The organism is Nostoc sp. ChiSLP03a (genome assembly GCF_034531215.2).
Taxonomy (GTDB): Bacteria; Cyanobacteriota; Cyanobacteriia; order Cyanobacteriales; family Nostocaceae; genus Nostoc.
In genome coordinates, this window is sequence record NZ_JAVRBQ020000166.1 from 17908 (window position 1) to 37151 (window position 19244).

Annotated in this window: 11 protein-coding genes; 8 read left to right on the plus strand and 3 right to left on the minus strand. The window is 38.8% G+C overall.

What is annotated here, in order from left to right; genetic code table 11:
• The first annotated feature begins 91 nt into the window (after positions 1 to 91).
• The 4 genes from RMY32_RS28275 to RMY32_RS28290 are packed head-to-tail and all read left to right on the plus strand — an operon-like array spanning position 92 to position 4869.
• Positions 92 to 1123 (plus strand): iron ABC transporter permease, encoded by a 1032-nt coding sequence (locus RMY32_RS28275; RefSeq protein WP_322697378.1) that lies wholly within the window; start codon positions 92 to 94, stop codon positions 1121 to 1123.
• Positions 1120 to 2160, plus strand: coding sequence for an iron ABC transporter permease (locus tag RMY32_RS28280; protein WP_322711380.1), 1041 nt, complete (start codon positions 1120 to 1122; stop codon positions 2158 to 2160). The genes RMY32_RS28275 and RMY32_RS28280 overlap by 4 nt, the downstream gene beginning before the upstream one ends.
• Positions 2161 to 2178: 18 nt before the next feature.
• On the plus strand, positions 2179 to 2997 hold the full coding sequence (locus RMY32_RS28285; RefSeq protein WP_322711381.1) for an ABC transporter ATP-binding protein: 819 nt from the start codon (positions 2179 to 2181) through the stop codon (positions 2995 to 2997).
• A gap of 60 nt (positions 2998 to 3057) precedes the next feature.
• The gene (locus RMY32_RS28290; protein WP_322711382.1) at positions 3058 to 4869 is read left to right on the plus strand and encodes an ABC transporter ATP-binding protein; all 1812 of its coding nucleotides are present in this window, start codon (positions 3058 to 3060) and stop codon (positions 4867 to 4869) included.
• A gap of 245 nt (positions 4870 to 5114) precedes the next feature.
• Here RMY32_RS28290 and RMY32_RS28295 read toward each other — a convergent pair whose 3' ends face one another.
• From RMY32_RS28295 to RMY32_RS28305, 3 genes are all read right to left on the minus strand, one after another.
• Entirely contained in the window at positions 5115 to 5492 is a 378-nt protein-coding gene (locus tag RMY32_RS28295; RefSeq protein ID WP_322711383.1) for a DUF1636 family protein, read from the minus strand.
• Complete coding sequence (locus tag RMY32_RS28300) at positions 5489 to 6328, minus strand: iron-siderophore ABC transporter substrate-binding protein (protein ID WP_322711384.1); 840 nt, start codon at positions 6326 to 6328, stop codon at positions 5489 to 5491. Before RMY32_RS28300 ends, RMY32_RS28295 begins: the two co-directional genes overlap by 4 nt.
• A 137-nt stretch (positions 6329 to 6465) precedes the next feature.
• Entirely contained in the window at positions 6466 to 9249 is a 2784-nt protein-coding gene (locus tag RMY32_RS28305; RefSeq protein WP_322711385.1) for a TonB-dependent receptor, read from the minus strand.
• Positions 9250 to 10408: 1159 nt separating this feature from the next.
• Here RMY32_RS28305 and RMY32_RS28310 point away from each other — a divergent pair.
• The 4 genes from RMY32_RS28310 to RMY32_RS28325 all read left to right on the plus strand — a co-directional run bounded on the left by RMY32_RS28310 (position 10409) and on the right by RMY32_RS28325 (position 19203).
• Complete coding sequence (locus RMY32_RS28310; RefSeq protein ID WP_322711387.1) at positions 10409 to 11320, plus strand: cupin-like domain-containing protein; 912 nt, start codon at positions 10409 to 10411, stop codon at positions 11318 to 11320.
• A gap of 445 nt (positions 11321 to 11765) precedes the next feature.
• Positions 11766 to 12650 (plus strand): cupin-like domain-containing protein, encoded by an 885-nt coding sequence (locus RMY32_RS28315; RefSeq protein WP_322711388.1) that lies wholly within the window; start codon positions 11766 to 11768, stop codon positions 12648 to 12650.
• 52 nt (positions 12651 to 12702) lie between these two features.
• On the plus strand, positions 12703 to 18213 hold the full coding sequence (locus RMY32_RS28320) for a non-ribosomal peptide synthetase (protein WP_322711389.1): 5511 nt from the start codon (positions 12703 to 12705) through the stop codon (positions 18211 to 18213).
• A 3-nt stretch (positions 18214 to 18216) separates the two neighbouring features.
• On the plus strand, positions 18217 to 19203 hold the full coding sequence (locus RMY32_RS28325) for a TauD/TfdA family dioxygenase (RefSeq protein WP_322711390.1): 987 nt from the start codon (positions 18217 to 18219) through the stop codon (positions 19201 to 19203).
• Positions 19204 to 19244: the final 41 nt, after the last annotated feature.

Here is a 19244-nt window from a genome sequence, read left to right on the forward strand (position 1 = left end):
TACAAGGGACGGGCTTTTCGGCCCATCCCACAAAACTAGTAAAATCATCCCGCAATTATGCAACGCCATATTTTCAAATTACGGCAGGATCATGATAAAAGCGACTACAGTCTCACCTAGAGGATTGAAACAGCCACAAACATCAGCCTTATTTGGTCTGGTTTTAGGGCTATGTATGCTGCTAATTTGCTTGGTGTACAGTGTGACGCTAGGTGCAACAGAAATACCTTTAGACAAAATTTTGACATCTTTTATAGCTTCTGATGGTTCCTACGATCGCTTAGTTATTCAGACCGTGAGATTACCGCGATCGCTAATTGCTATTGTTGTAGGTTCAGCCCTTGCGGTATCGGGAGCATTGATGCAGGGTTTGACAAGAAACCCCTTAGCAGACCCAGGTATTTTAGGTATTGAGTCAGGAGCCGCCCTGTTTGTCGTTGTGTCAACTTTTGTTTTTGGCAGTTCATCCCCAAGTATTTACGCTCTTGTGGCCTTTTTGGGTGCGGGATTAACAGCAGTGTTAGTTTACATTCTTGGTTCTCTGGGACGGGGAGGAGCCACCCCACTGAATTTGACGGTAGCGGGAGCGGCGTTAACTGCTCTGATTTCTTCCTTCACCACTGGTATCCTCATTGTCAGTCAACAAACACTCGAACAAGTGAGATTTTGGTTAGCAGGTTCACTATCTGGTCGAGATTTTAATTTATTCTTACTACTACTGCCTTTCGTCAGTATGGGATTAGTATTAGCTTTTACCCTCGGCAGACAAATTACCACTATGAGTTTAGGTGAAGATGTCGCTAAAGGCTTGGGTCAACAGACAGCTTGGATCAAAATATTTACCGCTATCAGCGTAGTTTTACTAGCAGGAAGTTCCGTTGCCCTTGCAGGGCCAATCGGCTTCATTGGTTTAGTCGTTCCCCATATAGTGAGATTTTACATTAAAACCGATTATCGTTGGATATTACCTTATTGTGCAGTTTTGGGTGCTATTTTACTGTTGGTTGCAGATATTGCTGCCCGTATATTGTTTAAACCACAGGAGTTACCTGTAGGTGTAATGACAGCAATAGTTGGCGCTCCTTTTTTTGTCTACCTAGCTAAGTCAAAGGTGAAAAAATGAGTTTTGATTGGCTAGTCATTCGTTCCCAAGCGATATCTTTCCGCACCGACCGACGTGTACCAGTCATACTGTTATGTTTGGCAGTAGCGATCGCAGTGGCGATGGTGATGAATATAGGGCAGGGTGAATATCCAATCTCGCCTTGGGATATCGTGAAAACTATATTGGGTTTAGATACAGGAAACCCAGACCATCCATTCGTGATTCAGAATCTGCGTTTACCCCGCACCCTTGTAGCTTTTATGGTGGGAGTGGCGCTGGCAATTTCTGGCACGATCTTTCAAGGATTGACACGCAATCCATTGGCTGACCCAGGTATTATCGGCATCAATGCTGGGGCGAGCTTGGCGGCAGTTGCAGTAATTGTATTATTTCCATCAGCAGCGATTTATACCTTACCTTTATCAGCCTTTGCTGGTGCATTGCTGATGGCGATTTTAATTTACTCGCTGGCTTGGAATAACGGTAGTTCTCCGATTTTATTAATTTTAATGGGTGTTGGCTTGTCTGCGATCGCCAGTGCCATAACCAGCTTGATGATTACCTTTGGCCAAATTTCTGATGTTAGCAATGCTTTGGTTTGGTTAGCTGGGAGCGTCTACGGCCGGACTTGGGAGCAAGTCTTTTCTTTGTTACCTTGGTTAATTATTTTTGTGCCAATGGCTTTGACACTAGCAAGGCATTTGAACGCTCTTAACTTAGGAGATGATGTTGCCAAAAGTTTAGGTAGTCAAGTGGAATGGCAACGTGGTTTACTCGTGCTGGTAGGTGTAGCCTTAGCAGGTGCAGGAGTCGCCACCGCCGGAAATATTGGTTTTATTGGTTTAATCGCACCCCATTTAGGACGACAGTTGGTAGGTGCGACCCATGAAGGCTTGATTCCTACTTCCGCACTCTTGGGGGGAGTGATTGTTGTGATGGCAGACTTGCTAGGAAGAACACTATTTGCACCTATCGAACTTCCTTGTGGGATTGTAACTGCTGCTATTGGCGCTCCTTATTTTCTTTATTTATTAATTCGTAATCGCAAAAAATAAAGCTAGTAAATATCACCTATGAAAGGACTCTCAACTAAAAGTCTGTCTTTAGCTTATGATGGGGCGCTGATTATCCGTGACCTAAATTTGGCAATCCCCGCCGGACAAATTAGTGCTTTAGTTGGTGCTAATGGTTGTGGGAAATCAACTTTGTTACGAGGTCTGGCAAGATTGCTTCAACCCCGTAGCGGTACAGTCTATCTTGATGGAACGTCTATTTTCAATCTTTCTACCAAAGAAGTAGCACAGCAGTTAGGTATTTTGCCCCAAGCACCAGTAGCACCAGAAGGGTTAACAGTGCAAGATTTAGTAGCACAAGGACGTTATCCTTATCAAAATTGGTTACAGCAGTGGTCGACAAAAGATGAAAAAATCGTGCAGCAGGCACTCTTAATTACAGATTTGTTGAAATTAGCAGATAGAGCATTAGATACTTTGTCTGGTGGACAACGACAAAGAGCTTGGATTGCAATGGCGTTGGCGCAAGATACAGAGATTTTACTGTTAGATGAACCGACTACTTTTTTAGATTTGGCGCACCAGATAGAAATTTTGGATTTGTTGTATGAGTTAAACCAAAATCAGAGACGGACAATTGTGATGGTACTGCATGATTTAAATCAAGCGTGTCGTTATGCTGATTACTTAGTTGCAGTCAAAGATGGTCGAATTTTTGCTGCTGGGGAACCAAAGCGAGTGATGACTCAAGAAATGGTTCAAGAGGTTTTTGGGTTGGAGTGTCGGATTATTCCTGACCCAGTGGTAGAGACGCCAATGTGTGTACCGATAGGACGAAAGGGAAAAGTAAATAACAAACAAATTTACTTAAATTCCTAATTAGATTTCTACTAAAGATATCGCTATCATCAATCACCTAACTACAAACAAGAAACTGTCGTGACAACCACATCCAAATCTCCTAGAGTATCTAAAAATCCTAGAAATTCAGCCTCTCCTTTACAACGCCTACTCAACTATGGCAACCAATATCGCCAACAAATTTGGCAGGCAACATCATGTTCTATCATCAATACGATTTTAGACTTAGCACCACCGTGGTTAATTGGTATTGCGGTAGATATTCTCGTAGAGCAGCAAAATTCTTTCTTTTCCAAATTGGGTATCAAAGATATATTTTGGCAATTTTTACTGCTTACATTTATCACTATCATTATCTGGATAGTAGAATCAATTTCTGAGTACTCATATAGTAGACTTTGGCGTAATTTAGCCCAAAATATCCAGAATAATTTACGTTTAGATGCCTACAATCATGTACAAAAATTAGATTCAGCTTACTTTGAAGAAAGTAGCACTGGCGGTTTGATATCAATTTTGAATGATGATATCAACCAGTTAGAAGATTTTTTAAATTATGGAGCTAATGAGATTATCAATCTTATCACCTCACTTATTATTTTAACTAGTGGTGCATTCTTTATTTTACCCCCTTCTATAACCTTGGCAGCAATGTTGCCAATACCATTTATTATTTGGGGTTCCTTTACTTATCAAAAGCTTCTGGAAGCTCGTTATGCTGAAGTGCGGGAAAGAGTAAGCTTTCTGAACTCCCGGCTAGCAAATAATATCAGTGGTATTACCACAATTAAAAGTTTTACTGCCGAAAATTATGAAAGCGCTAGATTGGCAGGAGAAAGCGAAGAATATAGAAAAAGTAATACCAAAGCAATTAAACTTTCTGCTGCATTCAATCCTTTAATTAGAATGCTAGTTTTAGTGGGGTTCACAGCTTTATTGTTTTGGGGAGGTATGGCGACACATGCTGGAAAAATATCTATTGGGAGTTACAGTGTTTTACTCGTTTTATTACAGAGATTGTTGTGGCCTTTAGTAACATTAGGAGAAATATTTGACAAATATCAAAGGTCAATGGCTTCTACCAAGCGTGTGATGAATTTATTAGATACTCCCATCAACATTGTTACAGGAGATAAATTTTTATCTATCGATCAAGTCCGTGGTAAAATTGACTTTAAACAAGTTACTTTTGCTTATCAAGATAGAGAGCCAATAATTAAAAAACTATCCTTACATATCCCCGCAGGTAAAACTATTGCTATTGTTGGTTCTACAGGTTCTGGCAAAAGCACTTTAGTTAAATTATTATTGCGATTGTATGATATTTCTTCTGGGATAATCGCAATTGATGGTATTAATATCCAAAAATTAAATCTAGGTGATTTGCGTCGCAGTATCGGCTTGGTCAGCCAAGATGTATTCTTATTTCATGGTACGATTGCTGAAAATATCGCCTATGGTACTTTTAATGCTACCGATGAACAAATAATTGAAGCTGCGAAAATTGCCGAAGCTGATGATTTTATTCTGCGGCTACCCCAAGGTTATGAGACGATAGTCGGAGAACGGGGTCAAAAATTATCTGGTGGACAACGCCAAAGAATTGCGATCGCTAGGGCTGTTCTAAAGAATCCACCAATTTTAATTTTAGATGAAGCTACCTCAGCGGTAGATAATGAAACTGAAGCCGCTATTCAGCGTTCTTTGGAACGGATTACTGTAAATCGAACGACGATAGCCATAGCTCATCGTCTTTCCACTATCCGCAACGCTGATTGTATTTATGTAATGGAATATGGAGAATTAGTTGAGTCGGGAACACATGAAAAATTACTGGAGAAAAATAAGATTTATGCTGGTTTATGGAACGTGCAGTCAGGGATGAAATAAAAAGTAGGGTGTCAAAGTGATATTTATCCCCATCGCAAAAACATATACCCCTCTTCTGTCACTCTCCGAAAACATTTACCATTTCTGAATTCTAGAGCTTTTGTATAGCAAGCAATCGCGCGATTATTTTCTCATAACAAATACAAGACCAATTTTTTTCTAATAGTATAGCTTGTATTGATTGCCTCATAAGACTTCTAGCGATTGCCCTCCCGGAGAGTGACAGAAGAGGGGTATTACCAAAGCTATGATTTTACAGGCGGAATTTGCGCGAAAATCGCAGACTGTAAAAGCTCAGGAAGCTGTTCCCATGCTAAAACTCCTTTACGACTCTTGATATACAATTGCATAAATTCTAATAATGCTGCTGGGCTGTCTTCTGGGGTAAGATTGAGAAAGAGATAGGTGGCTTTGTTATGGCTTGATACAGATACAACACAGCCTTTACTACAAGCCCATAAACATCCAACAGGCTGAATTTTAATTTCATCAGACGGAAATTGTTCGACGCATAAAGTGTTTAGTCGATCAATTAAAATAGCACCATCGAAAGGCGGATTTTCTGGTCGTTCTTCAGATGAACGGTGGCAAGACTTGCAGACTAATAGCGTGTGTTTGGTCATTTGGATTCAGGGGTGTTGACGAGATATTTAAAGAGATCATCAATTACTGCATCAGTTCCAAGCATATTTGTCGCAGCCCATGACATAAAATCAACATAATAAACATGATTTTCTTGAACAGCCTTAAGGGTTTTCCAAAGTGGATCTCGTTGTTTCTCTTCCAGAAATTGATTGCCACCACTTGAATAAGTTGTCACAAATAAAATATCCCCATCTGCTTTTTCTAATTCCTCTAGGGAAATAGGAAATGCTCCATAAGGTGAATCCATATTTTGTGAAGCTGGACGCTGCAAAAGAGCATCGCTAAGAATGGAGCCAGCGAATGAGTTTTTGGCGTCAATTGATATTCGCTCATTCCAAATATATATAAATGATACTTTTTTGTCTTGGTAGCGAGTTCCTAATGCTAGTTTTAGCTGTTGCATTCGCTCATAGTAGCGTTTCCAAAGAGCTTTTTCAACCTCTTGCTTTCCTAATGCTTCAGCCACAAAACTAAAATGGTCTTCCCAGTTAGGATAATCGATTTTACCCAATACTGTAGGGGCAATTTTAGATAGTAGAGGATATATTGGCTTGAACCAATCTACACCAATAATCAAATCTGGTTTGAGTAGTAATGTTGCTTCTAAATTGGGTTGAGAAAGTCCGACTAGTTTTATTCCCTCTGTTTTACCTTTAACGGTTGTTAGAGAGTTTTTCTCCTGATAAACTTCGTTGGTCGTTGCGATAGGTTGAACACCGAGTGCCAGGACATTGCCTAAAGTACATGATGATAAGGTAACAACACGTTGGGGGTGAATGGGAACACAGGTTTCCCCCATTGTGTGTTTAACCATGCGACATTCTGCATTTGGTTGTTTAGGTAAAGAGGATGTATTTTCAGATGGGTGATGACTGCAAGCTGTAACTAGAATAAATCCTAAGAAGCCCAATATTAGCCAGTAGGAAAAATGTCGCATGATTGTCTAGATTATTAAAGTTGCCATGAAATGGTTCCTTGAACTGTAAAGGGCTGTCCATAACCAACACGATCGCCAAAATAGGTATTTTCAAAATACTCTACATCAAATAAGTTTTTAAAGTTGAGTCCGACTCTAAATCTATCTCTGTTGTAGAAAATAGCTGCATCAGTCCGAACATAACTCGGTACATCGTAAGTATTTTCCAAATTTCCAGCGCGATCGCCCACAAAAAACAAACCAAAACCAAATCCTAACCCTTGTAAATCACCTTTTTGAATTTCGTAGCTTGTCCATACGTTGAAAGCATTGTATGCGGTATTGGGCAATCTGTTTCCAACTTCAAAAGTAGTATCCTCGGTAATACGTGCATCAGTATAGGCATAACCTGCAAAAATACTCCATCCCGGCAAAATTTCGCCCGTCACGCTCAGTTCAATCCCTCGGCTGTTCTGCTCACCTGTTTGGATTTGAAAACCTGTACTGGGGTCAGTTACCAAAACATTGGTACGCGTCAAATCATAGAAAGCAAGCGTTGCTGAAAGTCGGTCGTTTAAATCTGCCTTTACCCCAACCTCATACTGTCTACCCCGTTCTGGGTCAAAAGCTGTCGCCAAACTAGCGCCAAAAAGATATGTGCCTTGTGCTGGAGTAAATGAACTGATATAGCTGGCATACAGCGAAATAGGGGGGATGGGTTGATAAACAATTCCAAATCGAGGACTCAAGGCACTATTTGACTGGTTGGTTTCTGTATTAGAAGAAAAATCTTCAGATGTCTGATCGAAACCATCAAACCGCGCACCCAACAGCAGCTTCAAATTTTCTGTTAGGGCGATTTGATCTTGAAGATAGATTCCTAATGAATCTGTTGTTGTTTTATTGGTAGTTTCAAAATTAAACGCATCTCTTGGTTGACCGTAAACAGGATTAAATATATTAATGGATGCGGCATCAGCAGATGCAAATCTTGGTGTTGCATTTATATAACGATTCAAATCAACCCCAAATAGAAGCTGATGCTTAATCGAACCTGTAGTAAACTTACCAACAACATTTGTTGTTAGAGTATAAATCGTTAAATCTTGGTCAAATATTGAGAAAGAACGACTAATAGTTTCTAAGTTTGCATCCAAACTTCCAGGTCTTGTTTGTCTGGATTCATAACTACTTAAACCATACCGGAAAGCATTGCTTAAAGACCAATTGTCGCTAAATTTATGTTCTAGTTGATATCCGACCCTTGTAATTGTTCCGTTTATTTCATCAGAAGGTTCAGTAAGGTTGCGATTACGGGGGATTTTACCGTTAGGGTTTGGAAATATAGTGCCAACAGTCGGTAAACCAAATCCTGGACTAGAATCTCTAGTCTCGATATAGTCTGCATTTAAATTCAGGTTAGTTCTTTTACCAATTGCCACACTGATCGCAGGTGATATACTGAAGTTTTCACTACTGTAGGAATCGATAAAACTACCAGAATTTCTATAGGCTGTATTGAGGCGATACAATACGGTTTTCGAGTCATTTAACGGACCAGAGAGATCGAGCGCACCTCTGTAGAAACTATAGCTGCCAACAGTTGCATCAACAGCATAAAAAGGCTCACTTAAGGGACGTTTAGTGACAATGTTGATGCTTCCTCCCGGATTACCCAAGCCAAATAGCACGGATGCTGGGCCTTTGAGAACTTCGACTCGCTCAACATTGGCAAGTTCAACCAAATCTCCAACGCCAGGATCGGGTAAACCATCCCTGAGCGAATTATTATTCGCTAGATCAAATCCGCGAATTCTATAGTAAACACCGGGACCACTGGTAAATTCTTGAGTTACACCAGCAACATTCCTGAGTGCATCGTCTAAGCGAGTAACCTGTTGGTCACGCAAGACTTGTTGTGGTATGACTTGAATCGATTGAGGAATGTCACGCAAAGGTGTATCGGTTCTTGTCCCAGTTGAAGAGTTGGGTACGCGATACCCATCTTGCTCCCCTGTCACCACCAATTCAATCGGCTCATCCGGTTGTGCTGCTGGTTCCTCTTGCGGTGTCTCATTTACTGGTTGCTGTGGTGTTTTCGGTGGCTGCGTCGCTGTTGCAGCAGTTGTTGTCACTCCAAAAATCAGACCTTCATCACCATCAAACAACTCAGTTTGTGGTAGTCCTGCCTCACCTACCACCATCACCCGGACAGTATTCGCATCCTGGTTGATGACTGTAATCTCAGTCACTCCCGTAAGTGGTTTTTCTGAACGAAATACGAAAGCTTCACCACTGGGTAAACGCAGTTGTGCGTTGGGAATATCAACAATAAAGTTATTTTCTTGACTACGATTTATAGTTTGTAGTTTTTCCCCAAGAGATGTCTCTAAAATTAACTCCACACCTTTGTCTGTGGGATTTACCTTGACTCCTGTGATTGGTATGACTTGTTGATCCCCATTTCTTTGTTCTGAGTTAGGGGGGTTAGTTGGTGTTGGTGACTGTACCAGCATTTGGGCGCTAGTAGCGGGAAGTTCGATTTCGCTTAGTTGGCGAATATTTTTACTTGTTTTATCCGACTTTGTTTTAAGGAGTTGGGATTTTTTGCTACTGGGAGCTAGTACTGGAGATTTGCTGTTCGCAAATTTTTTATTTGTAACTGCAACCTTCTCATCTAATGCAGATTTTCCTACCTTCTGGGTAGAAGATTTGCTTTGAACATTCTCTCGTACTTCCTCACCTTTAACTGGAATGTTAATCACAACAACAACCGCACCTGTTAACAGCAGGCTTTGAAAAAATTTATCTAACTTCATTGATCCGCTTACACTCAATCACACTACTTGGCTGGACTCGGAGACACAATGACAATCTTTGAAAAGAATTGTCATTTAGGTTTAAGCTAGTTGAATCATATTATGAAGTGATGCTAGACACAAGATAATTAATAATCTTTTTTATTTAATAATGTATCCCAGGCAGTAATTATTCTTATAGCCGTATGTTTGCTTGATATCTAATCAGAGATTGTACTAATAGCCAAAACTACCTTCCAAACAAGTATTTCCCAAAACCAAAATAGCCTTATTAATTACGAATTTGCCCCAAATAAGGCGAAAATGATAGTTTATATAACCTCATGTAAAACTTAGATATCTGTTTTGAGATGAGATTTTAAAAAGTATATTGCTCGTCATCCTATAAATAAAATTAAATAAAATTACATAAGCAAAGCTAATACTAAAGCGCTTTTTGATAAAGACTATCTATAAAAATCCTCTTGCTAAAGCAACTTATTCTCGTTAATGTAATCAAGGATAAATAAAAATTACTTGCAATAACGAAGATAGCTAAAAATTATGCCAGTCGTCGAACCATGATACGAATCATGGGAACACAGATGAATGTCTCCGAAGTTTTAGGTAGTCGTTCATAATCCTTACTTAAAACGCCAACAACAATTAACCCGGATTTCTCACAAGTGAGAAATCCGAGTTGGCAGGAGGGACCCAGATTGCAACTAAATTAGTTTCTCGATTAGGAGCAAAATTTCCTGTAGGGTTGCCAATGCTTGACTTTTTGGTGCAATTAATTATGCCAGGTAAGCAAGCAGAAATGATTGAGCAGTGTTGGAAAAAGTTGAAGGATTATCTGCATAAGAGGCAGAAGCTTTTTTAGCTAATCTCAATGATAATTCTTAAATTATTCAATATTAAACTTTTACAGAAAAAACAAACATATGTCTTTAGTCAAAAATGACGCATAAATATAGCTGCTCAATTACAAGTATTGTGTTTGACTGGGAAAAGTGCCTGATTATTAGACAAGTCCGTGATATTAACTTTAACTCCAAAAAAGGACATCAACCAATAAATTGCTCTGATAATTCATAAATGAATGAAAACCCAATATTCACTCTAGATAGCAATATCTATAAGCAGTGTAAAATTTTCAGTTAAAGTAAGGAGATTGAAAATGCAAACTCAAGCTAGTAAATCCATTTTAAAAATCAAAAGCCCTAGTGTCAAGCAATTTTCAGAGATATGGAAACAATATCAGCCTTTCATAATTGAAGATGTTGCTAAAGATTGGGATGCTTGTAATAATTGGTCAAATGATTATCTGATAAAAAAGTGTGGTAATAATCTGGTTCCTGTAAGGTTTTTTAAACAAGGTTTTTGGAATGATTATAAGAACTTTGCTTATTATAATGGTTACGAAACTCATAAAGAAATGAAATTAGAGGAGTATATAAATAACCAAATAGAAGATAGAGTTACTAAAACAAAGAATGATTATAGTTTAGAATGTTATTTAAATGAGGCAGTTTTTGAAGAACGTTTCCCTGAAATTGTTGGAGATGTGACCTATCCAGAATACTTCAACAGGAAGGCATATGTTATGTTTTGGTATGGTTTATCAAGTAAACATTTTTCTTCAAATAGTAACCTTCACTTTGACGCAGAACATAATATTTTTGCTCAAATTAGAGGGAGAAAAAGAATACTTTTATATCCACCTTCAAATTATTTGTCATTCTATCCACCTCTTGAGGATAGTTCTGGCGCAGCATATGGTAGTAAGGTAAATCCTGATCTCTTGAATTTGGAATTATTTCCGAAATTCCCTTCGCAAGAAAAAATAGAATTTATACTTCAACCGGGAGAAATACTCTATCTACCTCCTTTTTGGTGGCATCATGTTACCGCAGTAGACGATAATATATCATTATCATTTTGGTACGCTCTGAAAATTCAAGATTTATTTTTGCAGAAAAATATATTGTCAGTTTTTTTAAACATTGCACCTCATTATTTATCTCATTCAGTCACTGCTGGAAATCTCAAGAATCTGGCATTGGGATTTGTTAAGAAGATGTTTGATTGATGCTTTTGTAATAAAAATTGATTGTACGTTGTATAAAGGAAGTTGAAAATAGAAATGGATAAATATTTTTATAACTTCTTTGATATTGTTGGCAAATTTTATACAGTTGTCGAAATACTAGGCTTAAGAAGCTCTACGCAGTCCAATAGAAATGCTTTTACCTTTTTCTTAGATGGTGAAACATAACAAACAACGCTAACATATCAAGAATTTAGATAGGCGATCGCACAAATATAGCTGATCAATTACAAGTATTGGTTTGACTGGGAAAAGTGCCTGATTATTAGATAAGTCTGTGAGATTAACTTGAACTTCAAAAAAGGACATCAGCCAATAAATTGCTCTGATAATTCATAAATGAATAAAAACCTAACATTCATTCTAGATGGCAATACTTAATAACCAGTGTAAAACTTTCAATTAAAGTAAGGAGATTGGAGTTTCTATGCAAATTCAAGCTAGTGAGTCAATTTTAAAAATTAAAAATCCTAGTACAAAGCAATTTTTTGAGACATGTAAACAATTTCAGCCTTTTATAATTGAAGATGTTGCTCAACATTGGGGTGCTTGTCAGAATTGGTCTAATGATTATCTGATAAAACACTGTGGAGATAATATGGTTCCAGTAAGATTTTATCAAAAAGATTTTTGGTACGATCATAAAAACTTTGCTAATGAAGATGGCTATGAGCCTCAAAAAGAAATTAAACTCAAGGATTATATAAATAACCATTTAGAAGATCGTAATTTAGAATGCTATTTATCTGAGGCATATTTTGAAGAGCGTTTTCCGGAAATTGTTGGAGATGTAACTTATCCAGAATACTTAAACAGAAAGGCATTTGTTATACTATGGTATGGTTTTTCAAGTACAAAATTTTCTTCAACTACTAACCTTCACTTCGATCCACTACATAATATTTTTGCTCAAATCCGAGGGAGAAAAAGAATACTTTTATATCCGCCTTCAAATTATTTGTCATTCTATCCACCTCTTGATAGTCCTTCTGGCGTAGGATTTAATAGTAAGGTAAATCCTGACCTCTTGAATTTGGAATTATTTCCGAAGTTTCCTTGGCAAGAAAAAATAGAAGTTATCCTTAAACCAGGAGAAATACTCTATATACCTCCTTTTTGGTGGCATCATATTACCGCAGTAGATAAGAATATATCATTATCATTTTGGTACGATCTGAAAATTCAAGATTTTTTATGGCAAAAGAATATGGTGTCAGTTTTTTTAAACATTGCACCTCATTATTTATCCCATACAATCTCTGCTGGAAAACTCAATTATTTTATGGAATTCTTTAAGAGTATGTTTGTTTAATTGATTTTCTTATAAAAAATAAGTTGTACATTGCGTTGAGTTGAAAATAAAAATGCATAGTTTTTCTCATAGCTTATTTGATGTTGTTGGCAATTTTTCTACAGTTGTCGAACTACTACGCTTAAGAAGCTCTACGCAACCAGATAGAGACGCTTTTACCTTTTTGTTAGATGGGGAGATAGAACAAACCACGCTAACATATCAAGAATTAGATAGGCGATCGCGCCAAATAGCTGCTCAATTACAAGCATTGGGTTTGACTGGGGAACGCGCTTTACTACTTTATCCCGCAGGACTAGATTTTTTAGTTGCTTTTTTTGGTTGCTTATATGCAGGAGTTGTGGCTATAACTGCATATCCCCCTCGAAATGAGCGCAATACACCAAGAATAAAAGCTATCTCTATAGATGCACAAGCAGCGATCGCTCTCACTACAACAGAAATCCTGCCGAATGTGCAGTCTTTAATGACACAAAAGACTGACTTAGAATCCTTACAGTGGCTAACTACTGATAATCTTGCAGAGGGAATAGAAGATAATTGGCAAGAACCCTCTATCGATCGAGATACTTTAGCTTTTTTGCAATACACCTCTGGTTCTACAGGGACACCCAAGGGTGTAATGATTAGTCATGGGAACCTACTGCACAATGCTGACACAACTTACCAATTTATGGAGCATTCTCCAGAAAGTAAGTTCGTGACGTGGTTGCCAATGTATCACGATATGGGCTTGATTGGAGGAATATTGCAACCTTTATATGGAGGTTTTCCTTGCATCATCATGCCTCCAACTTCCTTTCTTCAACGTCCTTACCGTTGGTTGCAGGCCATATCTCACTACAAAGGCACAACCAGTGGAGGCCCTAATTTTGCCTATGAATTATGTACTCAAAAAATTACTCCTGAACAAAAAGAAACTCTTGACTTGAGTAGTTGGAGTGTGGCATTTAACGGCGCGGAACCGATTCGGTATGATACTTTAGAGCGGTTTGCAGCAGCTTTTGCCGATTGTGGCTTCCGTAAAGAAGCATTCTACCCTTGTTACGGGATGGCTGAAACAACTTTGATGGTTTCTGGAGTAGAGAAGGCGACATCACCGATAATCAAAACAGTCCAGAAGTCTGCATTAGAATCTAATCGGGTAGTTGAATTGGGGACTGGGAATTGGGGACTAGGGACTGGGGAACGGGAAGATTTGCATGAGGATTCAGACTCAGACTCGAACCAAATATTAAAGCCGAGTGAAGTGGAGGCTTTAAAAGAATTTCCTTCCCAGTACCCAGTACCCAGTACCCAGTCCCAGAGTACTGAAGATGTCTATTATTTTGTTAGTTGTGGTCGAGTTATACCACAACTGGAAGTAGCGATCGCTAATCCAGAAACACTCAGTAGTTGTAAACCTGGTGAAATTGGGGAAATCTGGGTATCTGGGCCGAGTGTTGGTCAAGGTTATTGGAATCGCGATCGAGAGACAGCAGAAACTTTTCATGCTTATCTATCTGACACCGGTGTAGGCCCTTTTCTGCGGACGGGAGATTTAGGTTTTTTAGAAAATAGCGAGCTTTTTATTACAGGTAGAGCCAAAGATTTAATTATTATTCGCGGTAGAAATCTTTACCCACAGGATATAGAATTAACCGCCCAACGCAGCCATTCGTCTTTAAATTCTGGTGCTAGCGCCGCATTTACAGTCGAGGTTCACAATGAAGAACGGCTGGTAATCGTCCAAGAATTGAAGTTTCGCGCCAAGCCAAATTTAGAAGAAGTTATATCTGCAATTCGCCAAGCTGTAACTGAAGAACATGAAGTCCAAGTTTATGCTGTGGTTTTGATTAAACCAGGTAGTATTCCCAAAACTTCCAGTGGTAAAATTCAACGTCGTGCAACTCGCGCTCAGTTTCAGAATGGTGAACTGAATGTACTTGTCAGCAACATTCTCAAAATTAGCAATATTCTTACAAAAGAAACTCAATTACAACGTTCTGAACTTTTGGCGCTTTCCCCAAGGGAGTGTCAACCGATTCTAGAAACATATTTGATTGAACAGGAAGCGAGAGTACTGGCGATCGCACCAGATGATATCAATCCTCAAGAACCATTAAGTGTTCTGGGGCTTGATTCTTTAAAAGTGTTTGAGTTGAAAAACCGGATTGAGGTTGATTTAGAGGTAGAAGTATCCGTAGCAGACTTCTTTGAAGGGATGAATACGCGATCGCTAGCTACAAAGATCCTCGCTCAACTGACAACAGACGCAATACCCTTAATATCCCTTACTCAACAAGAGAAAAACACATCTATTTATCCTCTTTCTTTTGCCCAACAGGGATTGTGGTTTATCAATCAGTTAAATCCCGATAGTCCTACATATAACATTCCTATAGTTATTAGCTTCAAAGGCTGCATTAATTTAGCAATCTTGCAAGACAGTCTTGATGAAATTGTTAGACGACACGAAGTATTACGCACAAGCTTTACAGTGGTTGATGGACAACCAATCCAAGTTATAAATCAAGCTGTACCCTTAACTTTGGCGGTTGAAGATTTGCGTTCATTTCGCGAACCCACTCCAAAAGCACAATGTTTAGCTATGGAATTTGCACAGCAGCCGTTTGATTTATCTTGTCAATCGCTTCTGCGTGCCAAAGTTTTACTATTAAATGATAAAAATTATCAATTGTTGCTCGCTCTACATCATATAATTGTCGATGGTTGGTCTATAAGTATTCTGATCGAAGAACTAGCTGCATTATATGAAGCATTTTCCACAGACAAACTCTTACCACTTCCCGAACTACCCATTCAGTATAGAGATTTTGTCAATTGGCAACGAAAATTGTTTGAAGTGGAGAGCGCTACGCACACGCTATGCGATCGCATTCAAGCAAAACTTACCTATTGGAAACAAAAGTTAAGTGGCGATCTGACTGTACTGAATTTACCAACAGACCGGCCGCGATCGCCAGTTCAAACCTTCACAGGCGCTCAAGCAAAATTAGTTCTTTCTCAAACTTTGACAAAAGAGCTAAAGAATTTGAGCCGTCATTTGGGAGTAACTCTGTTTATGACCTTGCTTACAGCCTTTAAAACCTTGCTGTATCGCTATACAGGTCAGACAGATATTTTGGTCGGTTCGCCAATCGCCAATCGAAATAGAGCAGAATTTACATCATTAATAGGGTTTTTTGTCAATGTTTTGGTGTTACGTACAGACCTTTCTGGCGATTTGAGTTTTCAAGAGTTATTAGCGCGGGTGAAGTCAACAGCTTTAGAAGCTTATATTCATCAAGATTTACCTTTTGAGAAGCTAGTAGAAGAACTACATCCCAGCAGAGACTTGAGCTACAACCCACTCTTTCAAGTGATGTTCGTTCTCCAAAATGTTCCAAAACCCAATATAAGCCTATCGGATATATCAGTTACTTATGAGGAAGGTTACAACGGCACATCTAAGTTTGATTTGACATTGTTTATGGAGGATTCTGAGCAAGGCTTGGTTGCGACTTGCGAGTACAATACAGATTTGTTTAATGCAGATACCGTTACTCGGATGCTGGGACACTTGCAGACTTTGCTAGAAAGCATAGTTAGCGATCCCCAACAACGCATTTCAGACTTGCAATTATTAACACCATCTGAAGCACAAAAATTATTAGTTGAGTGGAATGATACCAAAACAGATTATCCTCAAAATAAGTGCATTCATCAACTGTTTGAAGCACAGGTAGAAAAAACACCAGATGCTATTGCAGTCGTCTTTGAAAATCAACAATTAACTTATCGGGAATTAAACAACCAAGCAAATCAACTGGCGCACTACTTACAATCGCTGGGAGTAAAACCAGAGGTATTAGTGGGGATTTGTCTAGAGCGATCGCCCTTAATGGTAGTTGCAGTGTTAGGTATTTTAAAAGCTGGCGGAGCCTACTTACCCTTAGATCCTGTACATCCCAAAGAGCGTTTAGCTTTCATCTTAGAAGACACCCAGAGTCCAGTACTGCTAACTCAGCAGGGGTTGATAGAGAAATTGCCAACTGATAACACTAAGGTAATTTGTCTAGACTTGAACTGGAAAGAAATTGCTCAAGAATCTTCAAAAAACCCTATTTGCAAGACAGATTTCGCCAACTTAGCGTATGTTATCTACACCTCTGGCTCCACTGGTAAACCAAAAGGAACATTAATTCCTCATCAGGGATTACTCAACTACTTAAGTTGGTGTACTCAAGCATATACAGTTGAGCAAGGTAAAGGAACTACCGTTCACTCTTCTCTTGCTTTTGATTTAACTATCACAAGCCTGTTCTCACCATTGCTAGTTGGGCGTCAGGTGGAACTTATTTCTGAAGACCAAAGCATAGAGTCTTTAGGGAATGCACTTCGCCAAGAATCAAACTTGAGTCTGGTTAAAATCACACCAGCCGAACTATTATTACTTTCTGGGCAATTATCGTCAAAAGAAGTAGCAGGTATAACTAGAGCTTTCATCATCGGAGGAGAAAACCTCTTGACAGAAAGCATCAGCTTCTGGAAGACATTTGCACCTGATACGATGTTGGTAAATGAATATGGCCCAACAGAAACTGTGGTAGGCTGTTGTATTTATCGAGTACCCAACGGTGAAATTGAGTCAAGCTCAGTTCCTATTGGTCAGCCAATAGCTAACACTCAGCTATACATATTAGACCAATATTACCAGCTAGTGCCGATTGGAGTTCCAGGTGAACTATATATTGGTGGTGCTGGTTTAGCGCGAGGTTATCTAAATCGACCAGAACTTACAGCTCTTAAATTCGTTCCAAATTCCTTTAGTCACGAGCCAGGAGCGCGATTGTACAAGACTGGGGACTTGGCTCGTTATCGTTGGGATGGAAATCTAGAGTTTTTGGGTCGGATTGACCATCAAGTAAAGGTGCGTGGTTATCGTATTGAACTTGGAGAAATTGAGGGTTTATTAGGACAACATCCAAAAGTTCAAGAAGCAGTAGTGTTAAAGCGGGAGGACTTACCAAAGAATCAGAGTTTGGTGGCTTATTTTGTTGCCAATACTGATATAGCGCCTACCACCACCAATCTCCGAAACTTTCTTAAAGAGAAACTACCGGAATATATGCTGCCGTCAGTATTTGTACAGCTAAAGGCGCTGCCATTAACGACGAATGGCAAAGTAGATCGTCGAGCATTACCAGTGCCAGATGGCGCTCGCCCAAAGTTAGAAGAAGTTTATGTGGCTCCTCGTTCTGAGATAGAGCGAGCGATCGCTACTGTTTGGCAAGAGGTGCTACATCTAGAGAAAGTGGGTGTCAATGACAACTTTTTTGACCTTGGCGGTCATTCACTATTGATAGTTCAGGTTAACAGCAAACTGCAAGAAGTTATTAACTGTAATATATCCATTATAGAAATATTTCAGAATCCAACTATAAGCTCATTAACACAATCTTTAAATCAAAAACCAGAAAATCAAACTTTATTTAAACCAATACGTGACCGTGCAAATAAACAAATACAAGCGGTGGAAAAACGAAAACAATTATTGATTAATCAAAAGAAAAAACTTTAAATCATGGATACAATGATAAATTTAGCAACATTTGGAACTACCGATGCTAAAATAATTTTTAGCGATCAAAGCGAAAATATCCTTAACCTACCAACTCAAGAAACATTAGACCTGTTCAATTCATTTGGTCTTTTGCTTTTTCGAGGTTTTGGGGTTAATTATGAGCAAATGGTAGAATTTTCGGGAAAATTTAGTTCTAAATATGTCCGAGATCCCCAAAGGCAAATTGTTGATTCCCCAGACAAATTTATCCAATTAGTAGACAACGGAACTGACTATGTTCCTCCTCATTGTGAGAATGCAGTCAGTCCATTTCGTCCTGATGTTGTTTGGTTTTGTTGTGCTGTACCAGCAGCAGAAAATGGTGAAACTCTGTTCTGGGATGGAGTACAGGTTTGGAAAGAGTTAAGTGAACAGTCGAAACAACTATTTCTTTCCAAAAAGATCAAGTTTATGTTTGATTTTGATGTCGATAGCTGGAAGTTATTTTTTGGTTCAGATACCACTATTGACGATGCGAAGCGATCGTTATCTGAGTTTGAAGGAATAAATTACTTTGTCAGAGACGATCGGTCTATACACATGGAATATATTTGCTCTGCTGTAGTCAAAACAAGAACCTCTGGTAAAGAGGCATTTGCTAATAGCATCATACCGTGGTATCAGAAACAAGGAACTTGGGAGAAGATAAAGTCATATTTGCTAGAGACGTATACTAGCTCGGTCTTCGGAAACTTTTTTGGCTCTCTGCCACAATTTTTAGTAACTTATTTACAAGGAAAATCCCAGACAGTAACCTTTGAAGATGGTTCACCGATTACTGATGTAGTTATCGACGAAATTAACACAATCATAAATAGATTGACTGGGGCGATCCCGTGGCAAAGTGGCGACATGGTGATGATTGATAATTCCAGATTTTTACATGGTCGCAGAGCATTTAAAGATACTCGACGGCAAATTTTTTCTCATCTTAGTTATCTGAAATAATAATTGAAATATGACATAAATAAAAAAATATTAATGAAAGA

Excerpts from the sequence above, each read along its gene's own strand:
- RMY32_RS28275 (WP_322697378.1), top strand. The coding sequence starts at position 92 with ATGATAAAAGCGACTACAGTCTCACCTAGAGGATTGAAACAGCCACAA.
- RMY32_RS28280 (WP_322711380.1), top strand. The coding sequence starts at position 1,120 with ATGAGTTTTGATTGGCTAGTCATTCGTTCCCAAGCGATATCTTTCCGC.
- RMY32_RS28285 (WP_322711381.1), top strand. The coding sequence starts at position 2,179 with ATGAAAGGACTCTCAACTAAAAGTCTGTCTTTAGCTTATGATGGGGCG.
- RMY32_RS28295 (WP_322711383.1), bottom strand. The coding sequence starts at position 5,492 with ATGACCAAACACACGCTATTAGTCTGCAAGTCTTGCCACCGTTCATCT.
- RMY32_RS28300 (WP_322711384.1), bottom strand. The coding sequence starts at position 6,328 with ATGGTTAAACACACAATGGGGGAAACCTGTGTTCCCATTCACCCCCAA.
- RMY32_RS28305 (WP_322711385.1), bottom strand. The coding sequence starts at position 9,249 with ATGAAGTTAGATAAATTTTTTCAAAGCCTGCTGTTAACAGGTGCGGTT.
- RMY32_RS28310 (WP_322711387.1), top strand. The coding sequence starts at position 10,409 with ATGCAAACTCAAGCTAGTAAATCCATTTTAAAAATCAAAAGCCCTAGT.
- RMY32_RS28315 (WP_322711388.1), top strand. The coding sequence starts at position 11,766 with ATGCAAATTCAAGCTAGTGAGTCAATTTTAAAAATTAAAAATCCTAGT.
- RMY32_RS28320 (WP_322711389.1), top strand. The coding sequence starts at position 12,703 with ATGCATAGTTTTTCTCATAGCTTATTTGATGTTGTTGGCAATTTTTCT.
- RMY32_RS28325 (WP_322711390.1), top strand. The coding sequence starts at position 18,217 with ATGGATACAATGATAAATTTAGCAACATTTGGAACTACCGATGCTAAA.